Origin of the sequence: Bradyrhizobium sp. 22, assembly GCF_000482425.1 — a bacterium.
In the GTDB taxonomy this organism is placed as follows: Bacteria; Pseudomonadota; Alphaproteobacteria; order Rhizobiales; family Xanthobacteraceae; genus Bradyrhizobium; species Bradyrhizobium japonicum_B.
Map to the genome: position 1 here is coordinate 4,647,840 of NZ_KI519399.1, position 18,637 is coordinate 4,666,476.

The 18,637-nt window shown below is 65.3% G+C and carries 19 protein-coding genes; 9 read left to right on the forward strand and 10 right to left on the reverse strand.

Annotated elements, in window-relative coordinates; translation table 11 throughout:
• The first annotated feature begins 49 nt into the window (after positions 1 to 49).
• Together K410_RS0123835 and K410_RS0123840 are read left to right on the forward strand one after the other, a co-directional pair.
• Positions 50 to 592: a tetratricopeptide repeat protein gene (locus K410_RS0123835; protein ID WP_028137191.1), complete on the forward strand. Its 543-nt coding sequence runs from the start codon at positions 50 to 52 to the stop codon at positions 590 to 592.
• 104 nt (positions 593 to 696) lie between these two features.
• Positions 697 to 2,082, forward strand: coding sequence for a serine hydrolase domain-containing protein (locus K410_RS0123840; RefSeq protein WP_028137192.1), 1,386 nt, complete (start codon positions 697 to 699; stop codon positions 2,080 to 2,082).
• On the opposite strand, the gene K410_RS0123845 is transcribed toward K410_RS0123840, so the two are convergent.
• Positions 2,072 to 3,637: a S10 family peptidase gene (locus K410_RS0123845; RefSeq protein WP_028137193.1), complete on the reverse strand. Its 1,566-nt coding sequence runs from the start codon at positions 3,635 to 3,637 to the stop codon at positions 2,072 to 2,074. The two genes, K410_RS0123840 and K410_RS0123845, sit on opposite strands and share 11 nt — an antisense overlap.
• A 242-nt stretch (positions 3,638 to 3,879) precedes the next feature.
• On the opposite strand from K410_RS0123845, the gene K410_RS0123850 reads away from it, so the two are divergent.
• The 3 genes from K410_RS0123850 to K410_RS0123860 all read left to right on the forward strand — a co-directional run bounded on the left by K410_RS0123850 (position 3,880) and on the right by K410_RS0123860 (position 5,901).
• Positions 3,880 to 4,659, forward strand: a complete 780-nt coding sequence (locus tag K410_RS0123850; RefSeq protein WP_028137194.1) for an NAD kinase — start codon at positions 3,880 to 3,882, stop codon at positions 4,657 to 4,659.
• A gap of 88 nt (positions 4,660 to 4,747) precedes the next feature.
• A complete protein-coding gene (locus K410_RS0123855; RefSeq protein ID WP_011088265.1) occupies positions 4,748 to 5,293 on the forward strand; it encodes a response regulator in 546 nt (181 codons plus the stop codon).
• Between the two features lie 29 nt (positions 5,294 to 5,322).
• Complete coding sequence (locus K410_RS0123860; RefSeq protein ID WP_028137195.1) at positions 5,323 to 5,901, forward strand: Hpt domain-containing protein; 579 nt, start codon at positions 5,323 to 5,325, stop codon at positions 5,899 to 5,901.
• A 256-nt stretch (positions 5,902 to 6,157) separates the two neighbouring features.
• Here the strand turns inward: K410_RS0123860 and K410_RS0123865 are convergent, their stop codons facing one another.
• From K410_RS0123865 to folE, 4 genes are all read right to left on the reverse strand, one after another.
• Positions 6,158 to 7,333, reverse strand: coding sequence for a DUF2336 domain-containing protein (locus K410_RS0123865; protein WP_028137196.1), 1,176 nt, complete (start codon positions 7,331 to 7,333; stop codon positions 6,158 to 6,160).
• Positions 7,334 to 7,617: 284 nt separating this feature from the next.
• Positions 7,618 to 8,637, reverse strand: a complete 1,020-nt coding sequence (locus tag K410_RS0123870) for a transglycosylase SLT domain-containing protein (protein ID WP_028137197.1) — start codon at positions 8,635 to 8,637, stop codon at positions 7,618 to 7,620.
• 113 nt (positions 8,638 to 8,750) lie between these two features.
• On the reverse strand, positions 8,751 to 9,173 hold the full coding sequence (gene hisI, locus K410_RS0123875) for a phosphoribosyl-AMP cyclohydrolase (protein WP_028137198.1): 423 nt from the start codon (positions 9,171 to 9,173) through the stop codon (positions 8,751 to 8,753).
• Between the two features lie 24 nt (positions 9,174 to 9,197).
• Entirely contained in the window at positions 9,198 to 9,887 is a 690-nt protein-coding gene (folE, locus tag K410_RS0123880; RefSeq protein WP_028137199.1) for a GTP cyclohydrolase I FolE, read from the reverse strand.
• 254 nt (positions 9,888 to 10,141) lie between these two features.
• Here folE and K410_RS0123885 point away from each other — a divergent pair, with 254 nt between their 5' ends.
• Entirely contained in the window at positions 10,142 to 10,597 is a 456-nt protein-coding gene (locus K410_RS0123885) for an iron-sulfur cluster assembly scaffold protein (protein WP_028137200.1), read from the forward strand.
• Positions 10,598 to 10,710: 113 nt separating this feature from the next.
• Here K410_RS0123885 and K410_RS0123890 read toward each other — a convergent pair whose 3' ends face one another.
• Complete coding sequence (locus tag K410_RS0123890) at positions 10,711 to 11,604, reverse strand: COG3904 family protein (RefSeq protein ID WP_028137201.1); 894 nt, start codon at positions 11,602 to 11,604, stop codon at positions 10,711 to 10,713.
• Between the two features lie 229 nt (positions 11,605 to 11,833).
• Here K410_RS0123890 and yidD point away from each other — a divergent pair, with 229 nt between their 5' ends.
• Together yidD and K410_RS0123900 are read left to right on the forward strand one after the other, a co-directional pair.
• Entirely contained in the window at positions 11,834 to 12,172 is a 339-nt protein-coding gene (yidD, locus tag K410_RS0123895) for a membrane protein insertion efficiency factor YidD (protein WP_028137202.1), read from the forward strand.
• Between the two features lie 87 nt (positions 12,173 to 12,259).
• Positions 12,260 to 12,484, forward strand: coding sequence for a hypothetical protein (locus K410_RS0123900; RefSeq protein ID WP_028137203.1), 225 nt, complete (start codon positions 12,260 to 12,262; stop codon positions 12,482 to 12,484).
• On the opposite strand, the gene K410_RS0123905 is transcribed toward K410_RS0123900, so the two are convergent.
• Positions 12,485 to 13,699 (reverse strand): hypothetical protein, encoded by a 1,215-nt coding sequence (locus K410_RS0123905; protein WP_028137204.1) that lies wholly within the window; start codon positions 13,697 to 13,699, stop codon positions 12,485 to 12,487.
• Between the two features lie 2 nt (positions 13,700 to 13,701).
• Positions 13,702 to 15,069, reverse strand: coding sequence for an APC family permease (locus K410_RS0123910; RefSeq protein WP_028137205.1), 1,368 nt, complete (start codon positions 15,067 to 15,069; stop codon positions 13,702 to 13,704).
• Positions 15,070 to 15,422: 353 nt separating this feature from the next.
• Here K410_RS0123910 and K410_RS0123915 point away from each other — a divergent pair, with 353 nt between their 5' ends.
• Positions 15,423 to 16,694 (forward strand): alpha/beta hydrolase, encoded by a 1,272-nt coding sequence (locus tag K410_RS0123915; protein WP_245269444.1) that lies wholly within the window; start codon positions 15,423 to 15,425, stop codon positions 16,692 to 16,694.
• Between the two features lie 161 nt (positions 16,695 to 16,855).
• On the opposite strand, the gene K410_RS0123920 is transcribed toward K410_RS0123915, so the two are convergent.
• Complete coding sequence (locus tag K410_RS0123920) at positions 16,856 to 17,224, reverse strand: hypothetical protein (protein WP_028137207.1); 369 nt, start codon at positions 17,222 to 17,224, stop codon at positions 16,856 to 16,858.
• Between the two features lie 90 nt (positions 17,225 to 17,314).
• Positions 17,315 to 18,487 (reverse strand): MFS transporter, encoded by a 1,173-nt coding sequence (locus K410_RS0123925; RefSeq protein WP_028137208.1) that lies wholly within the window; start codon positions 18,485 to 18,487, stop codon positions 17,315 to 17,317.
• Positions 18,488 to 18,637 lie beyond the last annotated feature (150 nt).

An 18,637-nucleotide genomic window follows, 5' to 3' on the forward strand; every position in this document is an offset into this window, starting at 1 on the left:
TCTTCGGGCAATCGTGTAGGATCGCCAAGTTCCATACGGGAGAATTTAGATGCGCAAACTCTCAATGCTTGTCGTGCCGGGACTGGTCGCCATGTCGCTGGCGGCCGCACCGGTGCTGTCCAGCGCCCATGCTGCGGGCGGCGACTCCCCTTCGCCGCCGCCGAGCTCGGACTCATCGACCAAGAAGGGCAAGAAGAAGAGCTCTTCCGTCAACGACCCCAAATTCCTCGCCGCCTATCGCACCGCCTACACCGCGATCTACGACAACCACGACTACACCGGCGCGATCGGCCAGCTGAAGTCGTTGAAGCGCGACGACGTCGCCGACGTCGCCAATCTGATCGGCTACTCCTATCGCAAGCTCGGCGACTATCAGTCGTCGAAGCTCTATTACGAGCTGGCGCTGAAGGACGATCCGAACCACGTCCGCACCTGGCAATATTACGGCCTCTGGCAGCTCGAACAGGGCAACCGCGAACAGGCGCAGTATCATCTGAACAAGATCGCCTCGCTCGCCGGCACCGACAGCTCCGAATATCGCTCGCTTGCGGCTGCGCTCGACAAGCCGACCGGCGCGACGCTCGTGTACTGACGACATCGCAACTTCATGAGGCGAACGGGCACGACCTTCCGGGTTGTGCCCGTTCCGCTTTCTCGGCTAGCCTCTCGCACCAATCCCCGCAAACCGGTAGCGCAATGGACAAGTGGCTGCGATCCGCGATCGACTACGTCGGCTCCTGGATCGAATTCCAACTGACGACAATCCAGCAGCCAGGCGTCATGGTCGCATTCGCCCATCGCGGCGAGATCGTCGCCGAGCATGCATTCGGCCTTTCCAATCTCGACACCGGCGAGAAGCTCACCCCGCGCCACCGCTTCCGCATCGCCTCCCATTCCAAGAGCTTCACCGCGGCCGGCATCATGAAGCTGCGCGAGCAGCGCCAGCTCCGGCTCGACGATACGATCGGCCAGTATGTCGGCGGCCTGCATCCGCGCGTTGCCGAGACGACGATCGCGCAGGTGCTGTCGCACAGCGCGGGGCTGACGCGCGACGGCGTCGATTCCGGCCAGTTCATCGATCGCCGCCCCTACCTCGACGCGAACGAGCTGCTCGCGGAATTGAAGCTGCCGACCGCGATCGAGGCCGGCACCCGCTTCAAATACTCCAATCATGGCTTTGGCCTGCTCGGCCTCGTCATCGAAGCGGTGACGGAGCAGCCCTACTCGGTCTGGATCAAGCGCGAGATCATCGGGCCCGCGGGCCTGCGCGAGACCGAGCCGGACGCGCCGCTTCCCAAGGGCGCCTCCTTCGCGCGCGGCCACACACGAAAGGTTCCGCTGGGCGTACGCTGCGTGATCCCCGGAGACAATCCGGCGCAGGCGATGGCTTCGGCCGCAGGCTTCGTTGCCACCGCCGGCGACACCGCGCGCTTCTTCGCGCAGCTTGCGCCCAATGCGAGGAAAAGCGTGCTCTCCGTCGCAAGCCGCCGCGAGATGACGCGGCATCACTGGCGCATCCCGCAGAGCTTCGAGGGCTACTACGGCCTCGGCGTCAATGCCGGCAAGACCGACGGCTGGGACTGGTTCGGCCATAGCGGCGGCTTTCAGGGCTACATCTCGCGGACCTGCGCGATCCCGGCTTGCGAGCTTTCGATCAGCATCCTGAGCAATTCCATCGACGGCGCGGCGCCGTTCTGGATGGACGGCGCCATGCAGATCCTGCGCGTCTTCAAAACCCGCGGCGCACCCGACCGCCGCCTGCGCGACTGGACCGGCCGCTGGTGGACGATCTGGGGCGCAACCGACCTCGTTGCCGCGGGCAACCGCGTGCTGGTCGCCAATCCGCAGTTCAACAATCCGTTCATGGATGCCGCCGAAATCGAGGTCACCGGCCGCGACAACGGCAAGCTCGCCTGGGCCGCCGGCTATTCCAGCCATGGCGAGCCGGTGCGCCGGATCCGCGACAAGCGCGGCAAGGTCAGTGACATCTGGATCGCCGGCGCGAATGTGAAGTCGGAGCGGGTCGTGGCAAAGGAGATCGCCCGTCGCTATCCGCCGCGCAAGCGGCGGCCTACTCCCTGATCAATCGCTCGACCTCGCTGCGCAACGCCTGCCGCGAGCCGCCCTGCGAATAGAACATGTGGCCGCCGGGATAGACGACGAACTTGACGCGCTGCGTCACGAAGGCGGGCAGTTGATCGAGCGCCCGCTTGGTTCCGAAATAGGGCGTAGCAAGGTCGAACAGGCCGTGCGCGACCAGCACGTTCAGCTTGGCATCGGTGGCAAGGATCTGGCGCAGCTCGGACACCGATTGCGGCGGGTTGATGCCGCGGCCGAAATCCCAATGACCTTCCACACTGCCGTTCAGGACCTCGTAGGAGCCGTCGGGCCGCCAGTTGAGCTTGCGCGTGAGCACGTCGACCGCAGCGCTCGTCAGCGGCGCCTGGAGCGCATCGCCCGAGGGGTCGCCGAACCGCGAGCTGCTGGAATCCGGATAGGGATCGAAGCCGCGCACGGAGCCGTCGTAGCGTCCCGTCACCTTGCCGCCTCTGCGGTCGAACTCGCGGCGGAATTCGCCGACGTCGAAGCGCCCGGCGAGGCGGCGGCTCACCGCCTGGTCGATGCCGGTGAGCTCGGCAACCTTGTCGGCCAGACGATTGGTGGCCTCCTTGTCCGCCTCGCCCTTGACCAGATCGGCCAGGAATTCGCCGCGCGCGTAGGCCTCGACGTCGGCGAGGTCGGCGCGCTTGACCGGCCCCTTCGCCGCGCGCGCCACCGCGACATAGCTCGGCAGCGTTGCGACATATTGCAGGAGGCTGGTGCCGGTGAACTCGCGGAAATCGAGCAGAGGCGACACCAGGATCAAGCCACGGACGCCGACGCCGTGCTGGAGCTGCAACTGGCGCACCACCTTTGGCCCGCGAATACCACCATAGCTCTCGCCCGCGACGAATTTCGGCGAGGTCAGGCGGTCGTGCTTCTCGAGCCAGCGGCGGATCACCAGCGCAATCGCGTTGACGTCGCCGTCGACGGAGTAGAACGATTTGCGTGCGTCTTCGCCGCTCGCAATGAAGCGGCTGTAACCGGTGCTGACGGGATCGATGAAGACGAGGTCGGTGAAGTCGAGCCAGGTTTCCGCGTTCGGCTTCACCTCGGGCGAAGCCGATGGCGACAGCGCATCGCCATCGAACGGCAGCCGCCATGGACCGGCCGCGCCGAACTGGAGCCATGCCGAGGATGCCCCTGGTCCGCCGTTGAACAGGAACGTGACCGGACGCGTGGCGCGGTCGGCGCCGTCGAGCTGGTAGGACGTATAGGCGATGTCGGCCAGCGGCTCGCCCTTGCCGTCGAACACGCGAATGGAGCCGGCGGTCGCCGCGAAGCTGAGGGTGCGGCCGGGCAGCTCCAACGTCTGCTTCGTGGTCGAATCCGGCGGGAGACGGTGCGTCTCGGCCGGGGACGAACTCTGCGGCCCGCTTTGCGCAGCGCTGCCGCGCCCGCCCTTCTGTCCGGCCGGCGGGGTCATCTCGGCGCGCGGCTGCGGCGGATCCTCCGCGCGCACAACACTTGCGCATGCGGCCACCGCAACAGCCAGTACGAGCCCGGTTCGTCGCAGCCTCGGCAAGATCGTGGGCATGATCGTTCTCCCTGCCCGGCTGTCATCGCCGGGCCGTAGTGAAGCTAGCAGGAAATTGCGACCGTTTGCGGGATCACGGTCGATGCCGCATCCGCGCCGGGCTCAAATCAACCCGTTTTGTTCTCTGGACCGACAATCGCCCGTTTGCCTTGAAAGGCGGTGATCCTCGACAATGCAGCCAAACCTCGTATAGACGAGCCCGGCGGAACTTCCTCCAGCCAGCGGCCGTGTCCGACAAGCCAATGACCAAGCCCCAGCGATACGACCGGATCGCCTTCGTCGCCAGCTCGAGCAACGAGGCGCAGGCCGCCTTCGGCCAGCTCACCAGGGACTATGGCAATTGCGACCCTGAGGACGCCGATGTCGTGGTCGCGCTCGGCGGCGACGGGCTGATGCTGCAGACGCTGCACCAGAACATGCGCACGGGAAAGCCGATCTACGGCATGCATCGCGGCACCGTCGGCTTCCTGATGAACGAATATTCGACCCACGATCTGCGCGCACGGCTCGAAGCCGCGCATGAATCCGAGATCAATCCGCTTCTGATGCGCGCGACCGACGTCAACGACCGCGTCCACCTGCATCACGCCATCAACGAGGTCGCCCTGTTCCGGCAGACCTATCAGGCCGCACGCCTGCGGATCATGATCGACGAGCGCGAACGCATGCCCGAGCTGATCGCGGACGGCATCATGGTGGCAACGCCGGCCGGCTCCACCGCCTATAATCTGTCCGCTCAGGGCCCGATCCTGCCGATCAACGCGGCGCTGCTGGCGCTGACTCCGATCAGCGCCTTCCGCCCGCGGCGCTGGCGCGGCGCCCTGCTGCCCAACACGGCCTATGTCGTCATCGAGGTGCTGGAGGGCGACAAGCGACCGGTGGCCGCGGTCGCCGACCACGACGAAGTGCGCGACGTCCGCCGGGTCGAGGTCTTGTCCGACAAGACGATCTCGATGCGCATGCTGTTCGACCCCGGCCACAGCCTGGAAGAGCGCATCCTGCGCGAGCAGTTCGGCTACTAGAACCACCTCGCGGCCTGCAGTCGCAACCCTTCGTTAACCTCCGGCGCGATATGGTTAACGAAGGTTGACCGCTTTTGGCCCGGGCGTCATGTTCCGTATCGACTTCAACAAGCTGCGCTTCCTCGTCTGCGACGACAATCCGCACATGCGCCGCATCCTGCGCACGCTGCTGCATTCCTTCGGCGCGCGCGAAGTCTATGAAGCCGAGGACGGCGCCACCGCGCTCGAGATGTACAGCCATTACGTGCCCGACATCGTCATCACCGACTGGGCGATGCCGATCTTCGACGGGCTCGAGCTCGCGCAGATGATCCGGCAGCCGGAATCCAAGGGCAACCCTTACGCGCCGATCATCATGCTGACCGGCCATTCCGAGAAGCGCCGCGTCACCGTCGCGCGCGATGCCGGCGTCACCGAATTCCTGGCCAAGCCGATCTCGGCCAAGGGACTCTATCAGCGCATCCTCAACGTGGTCGCCAATCCCCGCCCCTTCATCAAGACCAAGACCTATTTCGGGCCGGACCGGCGCCGCAACACCAATTCCGCCTATATGGGTCCCGAGCGCCGCGTCGGCGAAAAGCACGAGGTGCTGCAGCAGCCCTCGCTGCTCGACAAGGCCCGCTCCACCATCTAGCGCAGGCGTCTTCAGGCGAGGCAGAGATCATGGCGAAGAACAGCGCAAAGGACATCGAGGTCAAGGCCTTCGCCACGCATCAGATCATCACGCAGCCCAACCCGCTGCGCAAGGTTCTGCGCCGCGTCGACGAGAAGGATCTGGACGATCCGGTCGGCCGCGCCGAGCAGGCGCTCGCGGGCCTTTCCGGCGAGTTCAAGGACTGGATGACGACCGAGGTCAACCGTCTGTCGGCCGCCTATGCCGCCATCCGCAATGACGGCTTCACCAAGGACAGGCGCGACGAGCTGTTTCACGCCGCTCACGACATCAAGGGCGACGCCGTGACGTTCGGCTATCCGGCCGCGGCGGGAATTGCCGAGAGCCTGTGCCGCGTCATCGAGCACGCACCTGATCTGGCGAAGGTCCCGGCCGAGCTGTTCACGCACCACATCAACGCCATCCTCGCCATCTTGCACGAGAATACCAGGCTCGACAGCATCAGCGTCTCCACCGAGCTCAGCCGCCGCCTGCGCAAGATCGCCGACGACTATCTCGCGCACGTCAACCGCGACCGCCCCGAGCATCTCGAGGTGATCCTGGCGCCGAGCATCGTGCCGGGAGAGTAAGGTTCAGCTCTCTCCCCGCCACTACGAGCAGCACTTGCGACCAAGCAATCCAGGATCTTTCCGCGGAAAGACCCTGGATTGCTTCGCTACGCTCGCAATGACGGAAGGTGAGGCTGCTCCATCCACACGGACAGTATCGTAGGGTGGATTAGCGCAGCGTAATCCACCTCTCTGGTTCCGCAGACAGAATTGGTGGGTTACGCCTACGGACTGCGCTTCGCGCCGCCCTTCGGCTAACCCACCCTACCGCATCTCGCTATGCCGCGATCAGATCGTCGTACAGCGGATCGATTGCATCGTCCGCGACCAGCTCGTCGCAGAACAGCCGCGCCTCTTCGCGGGCCGATTCGGTGGCGAAGCGGCGCAGCAGGACCATCAGCGGCTCGGTGGCGCCGCGGTCGGTCTCGCAATGGGTGAGCACGCGCTCGACCATGCGGCGGCGCAGCCGTGCCGCGCCGTCGTCGCTGTCGACGAAGCCCTGCTCGTGGCAGGCATCGAGCGCGACCTGGAAGGCCGCAAACGTCGCCTCGGGCAGCCCGGCGCGCCGAAGCAGCGCATGCAGGCTGTTGCCGCCGCGATCGTGCAGCAGCGCGGTGACGCGTGCCAGCGGCAGATCGGCAAGCTCGGCCAGCGCCGCATCGAACAGACCGAGATTGCTCGACAACAGCGCGCGCAGGATCAGGCCGGCGGTCAGCTGGCCCGTGACGCGCAGATGATGCACCAGGCCCTGCATGTCCTCGCCGCGCGAGCGCGCCGCGATGTTGATGGTGGAGCGGTCGCGCGCCTCGATCGTGATGCGGTCGGCGCGGTCGGCGCTCAGCCAGTTCCGCGCCACGACGAATTGCGCCAGCGTCTCGGAGAGTTTGGCCACCAGCGCGGCGCGGGTTGCGGACGGCAGGTCATCCAGCACCAGCATCGCCTCGCGGATCGCCGCGAGATGGCCGTGGCGCTCGACAATGCGATTCCAGGAGAACGGCGCAAGCTCGGCATGGGGATTTTCGATCAGCTCCAGCGCGGCCGCCGCACAGCCGACTTCGGCGATGGCGGCGCAGACCGAGACCGGCAGCGCGATGCGGCGGGCGACCGCGCATTGCACCTCGTCATTGCCGGTTGCAACGATGTCGACGAGATCGGCGTCGATCAGCAGCGGGGAATGTTCGAGCACCGGAAGCGCGACGCTCGGCTGGTCCGCCGACAGTGCCCGCACGATCGATGCCGGCGCGTCCGGACTGCGCGCAAACGCCTCGGCCATCGCCTGCCGCACCAAGGGCGAGGCATCGTCGAGCTGCATCAACAGCGCGCCTTCGGCGGCGATGCGGTCCTCTGTCGAAAGGTCTGAGATCAGCCAGGCCCGGGCCAACGCCCGCGATGCCTCGGCCCGCTCGCCGGCGGACGCCGTCCTGATCCAATGAATGAACTGCCGAACAATCATGCTGCTTCCGGCTTACACAACAAACGAAAAGGGTGACGGCTCGTCACCTGCAACACAAAATAAACCACGACGCTTAACAAAGCGTTCACCATAACTGGCTGGTTTTATTGACGTTTTGTTAAGGGAACAGAACCGCCCGCACTGCCCGCCCCGGACGCAGCGCAGCACATCAGTGATGCGCTGCCGAGCCGGGCCTAGAATTTCGAGAGGAGTTCGCAGCACTGGGCCCCGGCTCTGCGCAGCAGCGTTTCACGCTGCAGCGCGTCCGGGACACGAGACGGCGACTAGCTCGAGAACGTGCCGCTGCGATCGCTGAAGAGATCGAGCGGTTGCGGCGGACGCACGTCGGGCGCAGCTGAGGCGACTGACGTCAGCGAGGCGTTGTTGCCCCACAATTTCTGCACCGTGGTCGAGACCGGCTGCGTGGTATCGCCGGGCTGGTAGATCGAGCGGAAGACCGGTGTGGTCGGCGCATTGTCCGCGACCGTCGTGGGCGATATCGCACCGACAGCCGTCGCCGCACGTGTATTCGGGAAGGTCTGGAGATAGGCGGCGTTGTCGACGATCGGCGCGGTCGGTTGCACGCCATTCGCGCTCGCGACCTCCGTTGTCGACGGCGTGCCGCCATACATCGCCATCGCGCTGCGGGTCACTTTCGAATTGGCCGCGCTGGCATAGCGCGCGTCCAGCACCGAATAGACCTCGGAGACGCTGCGGGCGCGGCCGTCCCTGGCGTAGAAGATCGAACGATTGGCGGACGCTGCGTTCGGAAACAGCCGCGCGCCGACCGCTTGCGGATTGTCCTCGGCATTGGCGATCAGTTTCGCGGCGCCTCCGACGCCCATGAAATGCGCCATGTAGAGCTCGCTATCGCTCGGCCTGCGCCCGAGCAGGCCGGTCAGCTTGAAGCCGTTCGACTGCGTCAGCGCCGCCGCCATGCTGGAAGCGGCTTGCGGGTCGTCGCGCAGCTTCATGATCGATCGCTTCATCACGGGATCATCGACGGTGTAGCTGCCCGACGACGTCCTGGTGATGGCGTCGGAATAATTGCCGTAGCCGAGTTGCGTGCCGGCCTCCTTCACGGTGCCGAGCCAGGTCTGGTCGATGAATTGGTAGAGTCCGTGCGCGGACGAGGTGGTGGCCCCTGCCGTGGGATTGAAATCCGATTCCATCTTGGCGGTGGTCAGCATGTACTGGAAGCTGACGCCTGAGATGTTCGAGGCCTGTTTTATCGCACCGGCGACGCGCGCCCGCGCCGGATCGAGACCGGCCGTTTGCGTGGCACTGAAATTGTCGATCGCCATGATGAAGCGCCCGCGCGGCGTTGAGGGACGCCGGCAATTCGGACCGCCCCATCGTTTCACCGTGGGACAGGTATGGTTAATGCGGGGTTAATCGAGGGATGAACGACAGCGAGCTACTTCTTGTAGACCGCGTCCGGATCGAACAGCCGCTCCGCATCGGCGAAGACCAGCTTGGCTCCTCCGCCCTCACCTTCGACCTTGCGATAGAAGCACGAGCGCCGGCCGGTGTGGCAGGCCGCGCCGATCTGCTCGACACGGATCCAGACCGCGTCCTGGTCGCAATCGGTGCGCATCTCGATCACGCGCTGGGTCTGACCCGACGTCTCACCTTTTCGCCACAAGGCATTGCGCGAGCGGCTGAAGTACCAGGCCTCGCCGGTCGCGATCGTCCTGCGCAGCGCCTCCTCGTTCATGTGCGCGACCATGAGCACGTCGCCGGTGGCAACGTCGGTGGCGACGACCGTCACCAGCCCGCTGGCATCGAAGCGGGGCTGGAAGGACAGGCCTTCCTCGATCTCATGGGAGTGAGCGGACACGACCTTGCCGATCCATTCGCGAGGTCAGCGCGTGCCTCGCACCAGGGACAGGAAACGGGCCTGCTCCGCGGGATTGTCGCGGAACATGCCGGTGAAGCGGCTGGTGAAGGTGGAGGCGCCATGCTTGGCGACACCCCGCACCGACATGCAGGTATGCTCGGCCTCGATCAGCACGGCGACGCCGCGCGGCTTCAGGACCTCGTCGATCGCAGCCGCGATCTGCGCCGTCAGGTGCTCCTGGGTCTGGAGCCTACGGGCGAAGATGTCGGTGAGGCGGGCGAGCTTGGACAGGCCGACGACGCGCTCCACCGGCGTATAGGCGATATGGGCCTTGCCGTAGAACGGCATCATGTGATGCTCGCACTGCGAGGTGAACTCGATGTCGCGCACCAGCACGAAATCGTCATAGCCGGCGGTCTCGCCGAAGGTGCGGTCGAGCACCTCCGCCGGACATTGGTGATAGCCCTGATACAGCTCGTCGAAGGCCTCGACGACGCGGCGCGGCGTGTCGAGCAGGCCCTCGCGCTCGGTGTTCTCGCCGATATAGGCGAGCAGCGTCTTCACCGCCGCTTCCGCCTCGGCGCGCGCCGGGCGCGGCTGGTCGGCGCGGACGGCGGCCGCGAGGAATTCAGCGGGATCGAGCTCGGCCGGTCGGCTCTCGGGCTGCCGGTCAGAGGGCTTGCCCGGGCGGATGGATTTGATTGCAGCGTCCATATCGACTCCGTTCGACGGCCTGGGCGGCCGGAGTGTCACCGGCAGACGGGGCGGCCAAGCCGCCGGACGCCTGAAGAGAACAGTTTCGGCGGAAAGGGTCCCGAGCTCAAAACGCCGACGGCATGAATCCGGATCACCGCCTTGTACCGCCGGACTGTATTTCCACCAGTTCCGACCCTATATAGGACCCTGGACGACGCCCGCCAAGGCCGATCGGGTGCCGAAGTGGGCATGGACGCGCTGGACTCCATCACATGCTGAACGACATTTATAACAAGCGGATCATCGAGTTGGCCGGCAATATTCCGCGCCTCGGACGGCTGCCGGATCCCGATGCCTCCGCCACCGCCCACTCCAAGCTCTGCGGCTCGACCGTCAAGGTCGATCTCAAGATGACCGGCGACACCGTCACCGACTTCGCCCATGACGTGAAGGCGTGCGCACTCGGACAAGCCTCTTCATCCATCATGGCAAGTCGGGTTGTCGGCTCGACTGCGAGCGAACTCCGTGAGTTACGCGAGACTGTTCGCAAGATGCTGAAGGAGAATGGTGCGCCTCCTGAAGGCAAATGGGAGGAGATCAAGCTCCTCGAGCCCGTCCGCGACTACAAGGCGCGCCATGCCTCGACGCTGCTGACCTTCGATGCCGTGGTTGACGCGATCGGTCAGATCGAGGCCAAAGCCAAGCAGCCGGCTGCGGCGCAGGGCTGAGCCCATCGATGTCATTCCAGGGCGCGCGTCAGCGCGAACCCGGAATCTTGCGCTTTAACATCTGGAGTCCGGGTTCGTCGCTTTGCGACGCCCCGGAATGACGGCGAAGAATCTTACTTCGGTGTCGCCGCAGCCGGCGCGGCCACGCCGCCCGTCGGCACCACGGCTTCCGCCGTCTTGGTCGACTTGGAAGGCTGCTCCGGCTCCTCGCCGAACCTTGCCTGCGTCTTCGGGGCAAGCCCCGCCATCGCCGGTGCGGAGATGTCCACATGCGGCAGCACGTCGGCGACGAGATCGGTCGTTACCAGATTGGTGACCTTGAGCTCGCCGGCATCCAGCTCGTGCAGATCTTCCCAGGGCGGAACGCTGAGCGCGAGCGACAGCAGATCGCCGGTGCCGCCCATATCGAAGGTGTATTTGGCGAGCCGGCCGATGTCCCGCTCCACGATCATCAGGTCCTGGGCGCTGTAGCTCGCCGCCTTGGCATCGTCGGCGCGGTCGCCCATCCAGATCTGGTGGACGCGGACATGGGCGGCTTCCGGCACGTAGCGCTTCTTGCCGGCCAGCAGCAGGAACACGCACATGGATTCGCAATAGGCCTCGGGCGCGACCGCCGGGCGGGCCGACTGCCCGCCGCGCAGGCTGACGCCGACCGTGGTCAGCAGGCCGAGATTGCGGAAGCGCCGGCCAAGCGTGATCGCGTCGTTGACGGAACCGCCGCTGGAATCGAGCACCACGGTGGCGCCGCCGAGCTGACGTCCGCGAGAGAATTCTTCGAAAGCCTTGGGGGTGTCGGCGGTGATGATACCGACCGCGCTGACCCAACCGCGGCAGTTCGGCTCGCAGGCGACCCAGCTGAACTTCATCGGCAGCTTGCGCTCTTCGAGCGCGCTACCCGCTCGGGCCGACGACCCGAGTGTCGCGACGGCGCCAGCCAGCACGACTCCACACACGGCGGTTCCCACCAGCAACCAGCCGCGAAGATTGAGCGACTTCAGAACTTTCAAACTGGTCCCTTCCCCAAGCCCCAGAGGCGATTCAGGCAAGCCCCGTTTTGCGTCCGATGAGTCTACACACGAACGTCACAAAAATGGTATCCGGGGGAATACAGATCGTCCATAGGTACTTGCTGCACTGCTCCCAGAAAGCATGCAAAATATGGCGCGCAAACAACAGCTTACAGTTCCTCGCCTTGGAACCGTGCAACACCTCGCTTAACATCGCAGCACCGCGCACATGAAGCATTCAGCCTGCGGGCATTGTTCCAGCTCAGTCGAAGGGGCGCTTCGGCTCCCGCGCAGATTCGGCCGTGCGCTGATCTGGCTGTACCGCCACACGCTGTCGCCCCTGGTCGGCTACAATTGCCGGCATCTGCCGACTTGCTCGGTCTACGGCGACGAAGCGATCGAACGGTTCGGGCTGTGGGCCGGCGGCTGGATGACGCTGGCGCGGCTGCTGCGCTGCCATCCCTTCGGCACATCAGGCATTGACAACGTGCCGCTGACCGCACCGCAAGGCGCGCGCTGGTACCTACCATGGCGCTATGGCCGATGGCGCGGCGTCAATGCGCCCTGAGCTTGCGATTGCGTTGGCGGGCGCCTGACTGGAACCTTGGACTTTGCTCCCGCGTTGTTTTGCCGCTCCCTTGGGGAGGAAACAACAATGCGCTGGAAAATCAGCCCCCACCTTCACGCCAGGCTTATTCACACCAGACTTGGGCCCGCCCGCGGCTCCAGGCGGCACCACGACCCCCGCACCATCGACCTGCTCGCAATCGTCGCCTTGCTGGCGCTCGTGCTCGGCTCGGGCTGGTACCTGGCATCGAGCCTTGCGACGCCGCCAAGCACGACGGCGTTCATCGTGCCGAGCCAGAGCGTGCACTGGTAATCATCGGAACCAGTAGAAGCGCCCGGATTGCGGCGGGATCGACTCGGGCGGTCGCAGCCGTTTCGGACGCGGCGGCTTCGGGGCCGGCTCGGCCGACGAGGTCGCCTCCCCGCTCGGCGGCGTTTCGCTGCCCGGCACTTTCACCGCGAGCAGCAAGTTCGACTCGTGCTTGCGCCAGCGGTAGCCGACGCCGAAGTCGATCGGCTGGGCCCGAGTGAACAGCTCGGCATAGCGCTCCTGGTAGCGGCCGGGGAATTCGCCGATCGGCCCGAGATAGCGGCCGAACGGGAAGAACCGCCACTGCCGTGCGCCGTAATTCGCAAGCGGAATGCCGGAATCGTCCTGGATGATGGTGGCGCTGTTGGCGAGCAGCCAGTCGCGGACGACGGTGAAGTTTCCGGAGTGCAGCAGATAGGACGCGCTCTTGAGCAGGCTGTTGCCCGGCCCCAGCGTCTCGCAGAATTTCAGGAAGCCGGTGTTGCGCGCGCCGGCATTGGAAAGGTCGGTGGAGAAATAATACAGCGTGCGTGCTTCGCCGTCGCTGCCGGCGAAGGTGATGCGGACGCCATGGGCGGCGTTCGGTCCCGGATTGTCGCCAGCGGCATGCATCCCCCCCTTGGCGTCGAGCGCGACCATCTCGACGTTGCGGATGGTCTTGCCGGAGCGCGCCAGGAAGACATAGAGGATCGGCAAGGTGCCGTTGACCTGATTGGCGTGCAGGTCGACCTTCATCTGCTTGGTGATGAAGAACGAGAAGCTCAGGATCGAGCCGAGCGAACGTTCGACATTGTAGAGCGCGGCACTGATCGAACCGCGCGGCAGCCGCGTCAAATCGGGCACCGCACCGACCGGCTCCAGCGCGCCGAGCACGTAGGTGCTGGCCTTGGCATAGAAGGCGTTGGCGTAGAGGAAATCCGGGCCGCTGAACATGTAGAACATGGTCGGCCGGGGCGCGGCGAGATTGACGTCGGCCCAATCGCGGATCTTCGAGAGCTGGCGCTGTTCGAGCTGGGCGAAGGCGCCGTCGAAGAACTTGGCATGGCGCTGCCACCCCGGCTCCTTTGTCAGCGGCAGCAGCGGCGAGTCCGCCGAAGGCTGCATGCCCGCAAGGAAGCGCGCGGTGTCATCGAAGGTGATGTCGGCGGCGGGGGCGGAGGAGGCGGCCGCAGCCAGCAGGGCAAGAGCGGCGGCTGCAATTCTGAGGGGTCGAAACATGTCTATTCGCGAGTGTGTGAATTGCCAGCGGCGACCGGCCGCCTGCGGAAAACGGCATAAATCAACAGGCCCGACAGCATGACGAGCATCCCCGAGAGCGACTGCACCGGCCGCTCGGTCAAGAGGTAGTACATCATGAACGCGGTCACGAGCAGGAAAACCAGGGGCGTGAACGGGTATCCCCAGACGCGATAGGGCCTGGGCAGATCGGGGGCGGTGATGCGCAGCTTGATGACGCCGGCGACCGTGAAAAACGAGCAGAACAACAGTGCGAACTGGATGAAGTCGAGTACCGCCTCGAAGCTGCGCGTGAACAGCAGCAGCGTCGCCACCGCGAGCTGGAACAGGATGGCGTAGGCCGGCGCGCCGCTCGTCGATCGCTTCGAGAACACGCGCAGGGCCGGAATGTCCTCCCCCATCGTCATCATCACGCGCGGGCCGATCCACATCATCGCGGAGATCGAGGAGACCAGGCCGACGCAGATCATCGCGCCGACGATGCGGCCGCCGAGACTGCCGAAGATCGCGGTGCCGGCAACACTGGCCACATCGAGCTGGCCGGCGAGCGCACCGACCGGCGTGGAATAGAGGAACACCGCGTTCAGCGCGACATACAGCACGAGCACGATCAGCGTCCCCGCCAGCATCGCGCGCGGCAGATTCCGCTGCGGCATGTTCATCTCGCCAATGATGTAAGTCGCGGCATTCCAGCCGGAGAACGAATACATCACGAAGACGAGCCCGATCGCGAACGGCGCGCTGACGATGTGGGCGAGATCGCCCGGCTGCGGCGTGAAGGTGATCGGCTGCGGCACGCCGATGACGAAGCCGGCGACCAGGAATGCGACGATCAGCGCGACCTTGATGATGGTCGAGATCAGCTGGAAGGTCGAGGAATGCCTGACGCCGGTCAGCTGCACGAGCGAGACCAGCCACACCACGGCGATGGCGAGCGGGATCGGCGGCAGATCGGGCACGACCGATTTGGCGTATTCGCCGAACGCCATTGCGGCGAGAGCCACCGGCGCCGCGAAGCCCACTGTCGCCGACACCCAGCCGGCGAGAAAGCCGAACGCCGGATGATAGGCACGGCCGAGGAAATTGTACTCGCCGCTCGAGCGCGGAAACATCGCCCCGAGCTCGCTGTAGGCGAACACCCCGCAGAGCGCGACGATGCCGCCGACGGTCCACAGCAGCAGGATCGAGAACCCGGACGGGATATCCTTGACCTGGAAGCCGAGGCTGGTGAAGACGCCGACCCCGATCATGTCGGCCACGACGATGGCGGTCGCGACCAGAACCGAGACCCCTGTCCCGCTTCCGGTCAGCCGGCCAGTCCAGGGTTCGGTTCCCGCATCTGATGCCGTCATCGGGGTCCTTGGCCTGAGGCGTGGTGCCTCGCGGGCGCATCGTGCAGCTTGGCCCAGTCAATTCAAGCAGGGTTAACAAGGGTTAAATGAGGCAACGGAAACGGGTACTTGAGCACCGCTATTGCCGCTAACGAGAGAAAAAGCGGCATAAGCCGCGGAAAGCCCCGTCCTCCCTCCCCACAATCAGGACACGATTGCATGGTCCTTTTGAGCGTTCCGGATGTGGGGAAGTTTCTCCGGACGCTTAACGTCGCCTAAACGCCGGTCGGCTCAATTGTATCGAAATTGCCGATTGGACGTGACTTTGGGGTCATGGGTGGATGGTCGGGGCCGTTCCGAAATCGAGAGCTGACATGCGTGCCGATCGGATCCCCTCCGATGCGCGCAGTCGTGCGCTCCGGCTCGGCCTGATCTCAGCCTTGGTGCCGCTGTCGCTGACGCTGGTTCAATGCGGCAAGGCACCGAACCCGGCGGCGCTCGCGGCGAACTCGCAAGCGAACGTCCAGATCGTTGCGAAGACGAACCAGAAGGTGGCGAGTGGCGACACGTTCGAGGATCGCTTCCCGGCCCCGCAGTTCAGGGAGCGCTTTCCGTCCGCGAGCGAAAGTCTTCTACAGCGGCAGATGTCCGATTTCTCGCCCAAGCACGCTGTGCAGCAGCAGCCGCCGGAGCAGGCACCTTACAAGGTCGCCTCGCTCGAGCCGCAGGTCCCCTACAAGCGCCCCGCCCGCGAGGGCCTGACGACCCTGGTCAGCATGAAGTCGTCGGCCTTTCCCTATTTCGGCAACAACCCCGCCTCCGACGCACCGTTCCTCAACATTGCCAAGGGCGACCGCCGCGGCCACCGCAGCTATTCCGGTCGCGTGTTCTGGCAGGACGAGACCTATAACGACAGCCGCGTGCTGGTGCACATCCCTCAGCATTTCGACGCGCGCAAGCCGGGCGTGATCGTGGTGTTCTTCCACGGCAACGGCGCAACGCTCGAACGCGACGTGCGCGATCGCCAGATGGTGCCCAAGCAGATCACCGATTCCGGCGCCAACGCCGTTCTGCTCGCCCCGCAGATGGCGGTCGATGCCGCCGATTCCAGCGCCGGCAAGTTCTGGCAACCGGGCGGCTTCAAGCGCTTCATGGCTGAATCGGCCGAGCATCTCGCCCGCGTCACCGGCGATCCCAACGGCGCGCGCGCCTTCGCCAGCATGCCGATCGTGATCGTCGGCTATAGCGGCGGCTTCCTGCCGACGGCCTGGAGCCTGGAGGTCGGCGGCATCAGCGAGCGCGTCCGCGGCGTCGTGCTGCTCGATGCCATCTATGGCGAACTGGACAAGTTCGCGTCCTGGATCGAAAGTCACCGCTCCGGCTTCTTCGTCAGCGCCTATACCCGCCACACCGCGCGGCGCGACCGCGAGCTGATGAGCATGCTCCGCCAGAAGGGCATCAGCGTCGCCGAGGACATGGATCAGCCGCTCCGTCCAGGCAGCGTGGTGTTCGTCGAGACCGCCGACGGCATCACCCATCGCGACTATGTCACCCGCGCCTGGACGCAGGATCCGCTCAAGGACGTGCTGGTGAAGATGGCGGCGACGCCGTCGCTGGCGCTGACGCGCGTGGCATCCAGCCGCTAAAGCGCGATGCGATTAGGCTGAATCGTCATCGCGCTTTAGGTTGTTGTTTAAGCATGATCTACTCGGAAAACCGCTTCGCACTTTTCCGGATCATGCTTTAGCCTTGCGGCTGCTCAGCCGGATCGGCAACTGAGCATGTCCCGCAGCATCAGTTCCTAACATCAGTTCTTGGGCAGCTTCGGGATGCTCTCGGCAAAACCGTTGAAGCAGGTCAGCCGCTCGTCCTCTTCCTTGAAGAACCGGCAATCGGCGTAGCCCTTGGCCTTCGCAGGCTTCGGCTTCGGGGCCGGCGGCATTACGGCGTCGTAGCAATTGAGGCGGTCCTTGGTGCCGTCGTCGATCTCGAGACAGGCCTGGAGCCGCACGGCGATCGATTGCGGCTTGCCCTTCGGCGCCGTTGCCGTCGCCTCCTTGGTCCCTTTGGGCTTGACCTGCACCAAGGGCTTGTCCCCGACCATCGGTGGCTTGTCGGCTTGCGCGAACGCGGAGGCTGAATAGAGCACCGCGGCAACCGCCAGAATCATCCTCATTTCAGTCAACTCTCTTTGGTCCCCATGACCGGCGTTCTAGCCCTCTCGCGCGCTGTTTGCCAAGCACCTTGCGCACGCCAGGCGTGAAAGTCAGGCCGTGGCAGCGGCCTGTTGCGGCCGGGTCAGGACCACCAGGATCAGCGCCAGCGCGACGAAACCGACGGCGACGAAGCCGAGCGTGTGCAGGAGCCCGCGGGCGAACAACAATCCGCCGATGGCGGAGCCGACCGCCTGGCCGATATAGAGGACGGAGGTGTTGAGCGCGACGGTCGCCGATGCCAGCGACGGCGCGGCGGCGACCAGCCGGACCTGCTGCATCGAATTGGTCGAGGCAAAGCCGAGGCCCCAGATCGCAACCCCGCACGTCATGAAGGCAAGCGTCCCGGCGCCGATCGCCCAGCCTGTGACCCCCGCCAGCAGCAGGCAGGTGAACAGCAGCGAGGTCCGATAGGGCCCCCAGGTGTCGACGATGCGGGTGGCGATGACGACGCCGAGGAAGCCGCAGATGCCGTAGAGCGCGAACACCGTGCCGATCGCATCGGGGCCAGCGCCGGTGAGCTTGTTGAGCAGCGGGCCCATGTAGGTGAAGATAACGAACTGGCCGGACATATGCAGCATGGTGATCGCAAGCAGCAGCAGAATCGTCGTGTCGCGGCCGACCTCGCCCCAGGTCTTCAAATCCACCGGCACTCCTTGCAAGCCCGCCGGCAATCGCAGCAGCAACAGCACGAAGCTGAGACAACCGAGCACGCCGATCTCGCCATAGGCTGCCCGCCAGCCATAGCGGCTGGCGATGAAGGTGATCAGCGGAAGACCGACGGCGGCAGCCAGCGACCAGCCGAGAAAGACATAGGCGATGGTGCTGCCGCGGCGCTCGGCCGGGACGATCAGCGCCGCCGTGCCGGCGGCCTGCGGCGTGTAGAGCGCACCGACCGCGAGCATGACGAGGCGGATGACGAGGAGGCTGGTGTAATCGGGGGCAAAGGCCGAGGCGAGATTGCCCAAAGCCAGCACGGCGAGCGTCGCGCTGAGCAGCGTCCGCCGTTCGATGCGGCTGGTGAGCCAGGCCGTCAGCGGCGAGCCGATGCACAGCGTCACCGCGCCGAAGGTGATCAGCAGCCCGGCGGCATGAATGCTGACATCGAGTCCCCCAGCCAATTCGGGCAGCATGCCCGCGGGGGCAAGCACGGAGCAGCCGGTGACCAGATTGCCAAGCATCAGGGCGGTCGGCGCGAAACGGCCGGCAACGGGAGGATTTTTCATGCAACTGCATGTAGAGCAGCCCCGCGGCAAGTCAAAGGGCACGCGGCCAAATAGTTGAAGCGGCGTCTCGGCTTTTGCGCGCCACTTTCTTGGAATTGCCGGATTGCGCAGGCCGAATCGCCTGATATATCGCTCGTTCCCGCTTACCTG